General features: G+C 58.8%; 3 protein-coding genes. 2 read left to right on the top strand and 1 reads right to left on the bottom strand.

All coding sequences use genetic code 11. From position 1 onward, the window contains the following. A partial coding sequence (locus AC1DSG_RS29740; protein ID WP_477794064.1) for an MFS transporter occupies positions 1-779 on the top strand: 779 nt, incomplete at its 5' end. A gap of 271 nt (positions 780-1,050) precedes the next feature. Here AC1DSG_RS29740 and AC1DSG_RS29735 read toward each other — a convergent pair. After that, complete coding sequence (locus AC1DSG_RS29735) at positions 1,051-2,070, bottom strand: AbrB family transcriptional regulator (protein ID WP_477794063.1); 1,020 nt, start codon at positions 2,068-2,070, stop codon at positions 1,051-1,053. Positions 2,071-2,261: 191 nt separating this feature from the next. Between AC1DSG_RS29735 and AC1DSG_RS29730 the strand changes: the two genes are divergently transcribed. Next, positions 2,262-3,001, top strand: a 740-nt coding sequence (locus tag AC1DSG_RS29730; RefSeq protein ID WP_477794062.1) for a bile acid:sodium symporter family protein, incomplete at its 3' end; no start/stop codon positions are given.

Raw genomic sequence — 3,001 nt, 5'->3', positions numbered from 1 at the left:
GGGTCGCCGTCTGGATTGCGCTCTACCAGAAGCCGGATCAGCAAAAGCGCCTGTCGGCGGAAGAACTGGCGTACATCCGTAGCGATGAACCTGCGCAAGTAGCCATCCCGGAAGTGTCAGGTGTTGCTGCCAAAAAAGTATCGTGGTTCAAGTTGCTGACCTACCGCCAGACCTGGGCGTTTGCCTTCGGCAAGTTCATGACTGACGGCGTGTGGTGGTTCTTCCTGTTCTGGCTTCCGACCTACCTGTCGGCGCAATACGGCATGAAAGGCGCGGCCATCGTGGCACCACTCGCCGTGTTGTACAGCTTGACGATGATCGGCAGTATTGGTGGCGGCTGGTTCCCGAGCTACTTCATGAACCGCGGCGACAAGCCGTATGACGGTCGCATGAAAGCCATGCTGGTGATCGCGCTGTTCCCGTTGGTGGTGCTGCTGGCTCAGCCATTCGGTTACATCAGCTTTTGGGTACCTGTATTGCTGATTGGCGTTGGCGCATCGGCGCACCAGGCCTGGTCGTGCAATATCTTCACGACGGTGTCCGACATGTTCCCGCAAAAAACCATCGCTTCGGTGGTCGGTATCGGCGGCATGGCCGGTGGCTTGGGCGGTGTTGTGATGACCAAGGTTGGCGGTTATGTGTTCGACTACTACAAATCGGTCAACGATATTCACACCGGCTACATGATCATGTTCGCAATCTGTTCGGTCGCCTACCTGGTGGCCTGGAGCGTGATGAAGTTGCTGGTGCCACGCCACAAGGAAATCACTGATCTGTAAACAGCGATTGGTGCAGTAGAAGGCCCCGCCCCACGCAAGTGGGGCGGGGCTTTTTCGTTTCAAGAATCTGATCCGTATTTTCCCGAACTATCTGCCTCTGTAATGCGCTCAGTTGCAGGCTCACAATGACGGCACACAGCGAACTCATAATGTAGGAGGCCCGAATGGGCAAGATGACAATTTTCCTGGGTGGATTTCTGGTGCTGACCATTTTGATTGGTGCCCTGGCCACGATTTCTCCCGTTTAATCCTTTCGCCACCCGTGTGCTGTTCAAACATCTTCTCTCCATCGACGCGCCTGAACCACCATTGCTGGCGCAAAGTGCAGCACAACCATGCGCACCAGATGATGAGACAGGATGAACACAACGTTCAGCCCGCCACTGAAGGCGACCATGGAGATGGTCTCGATGGCGCCCGGCATGTAGGCCAGCCATAACGACCAGGGATCGCTGCCCCAAACCCGCCCGGCCACGCTGGCAAACGCTGCGGCGATCAGCAACATCAGGCCAACGGACATCAACGCGGCACGCCCGTGGCGAGCAAGTTCGGCGAAGCTGATGTCCTTGAATTTCGAGCCGATCAGCACACCGAGCAGGATGGCAGCAGAGTCGACACTCCATGACGGCATGTGAAAGCCCTGCAAGTAGCCGGTCTTGACGTAAACGCCGGTGAGCACGATGGCGGTGAGCATGAACGGTGCCGGCACGCCAACGTTCAACAGCAATCGACCTGACAACAGGCACAGGGCGATCAGTGACAACAGGCTCAGCGCCAGGCTCATGTCCAACGGGCTGCTATGGGCAATCGCCACGGTGGCCTGCCCTGGAATGCAAAAGCTCACGAGGAGGGTGATGAAGATCAGTCGCACCAGATGCACGACGATCACTTTGCTGGACGCGCGTTCGGATTCGAGCAAGTCGAATACCGCCGCGAGTGCGCCGGGGTAGACGGCCAGCAGCGTATCCTTGCGGTTCCAACCGGCGATTTTCAGCAGCGCCACACCGGCCACTGCGCTTTGCACCATCAGGCACACCAGCATGACACCCAGGCTGGGCAAGATGGCCGCGACCGTGTGGCTGTCCCACGCCGTAAACATCAGGCCGGTCGCGATCCCCAAGACGATTTGCACATAGCCGAGGCCGAAACGCAGGGTAGGGGAGAAGCGCAGGTTGCTGGCGATCAGTGCGCTCGCGAATATCGAACCCAGCAACAGGCCATGGGGGATGCCGGCGTATTGCAGCGCGGCGCCGACGCCGGTAGCGATCAGTAAACACAATAGGGTTTTCATGAGCCTTCCTTGATGAATTCCCCGACGCTTGCATCCGGGCAGCCGATGTTTTCCCACCTGACGGCATGAAACGTCAAGAACGCTGTTCATCCTGTCCTTTAGGCGACATCAGCTGGCTTACTAGCGTTAGTCGGTAATCAGCGGACGGGTTAGAGTCGTGCTCACGTTCCTGGCAAACCCGGATGACCCTGATGACGCGCCCTCGATTCTTACCCGACAACTTCACCCTGACCCTGATCGGCGTCGTGCTGCTCGCCAGTGTGTTGCCCGCCAGCGGTCAGGTCGCGGTGGGCTTCGGGTGGCTGACCAACATCGCCATCGCCCTGCTGTTTTTTCTGCATGGCGCCAAACTGTCACGCGCGTCGATCATTGCCGGTGCCGGGCATTGGCGCCTGCATGTGCTGGTGTTCAGCCTGACCTTTGTGCTGTTCCCGTTGCTCGGCCTGGCGCTGAAGCCGGTGCTGTCGCCGCTGATCGGTGATGATCTGTACATGGGCATGCTCTACCTCTGCGCGCTGCCCGCAACGGTGCAGTCAGYCATAGCCTTTACTTCCCTGGCGCGAGGTAATGTTCCAGCGGCGATTTGCAGTGCGGCGGCGTCCAGTCTGTTCGGGATCTTTATCACGCCGTTACTCGTGACGCTTTTGCTGAATGTGCACGGCGAGGGTGGCTCGACCCTTGATGCGATTGTGAAGATCAGCGTGCAACTGCTGCTGCCGTTCGTTGCCGGGCAGATCGCGCGGCGCTGGATCGGTGCCTGGGTCGGGCGCAACAAGAGTTGGCTGAAGTTCGTGGACCAGGGCTCGATTCTGTTGGTGGTCTTCGGCGCGTTCAGCGAAGCGGTGAACGAAGGCATCTGGCACCAGATCCCGCTTTGGGAACTGACCGGGCTGGTGGTGGCTTGCTGCGTATTGCTGGGGCTGGTGTTGGT

Source organism: Pseudomonas sp. P5_A12 (genome assembly GCF_056400685.1).
This window is presented reverse-complemented; position numbering and strand designations above follow the sequence as displayed.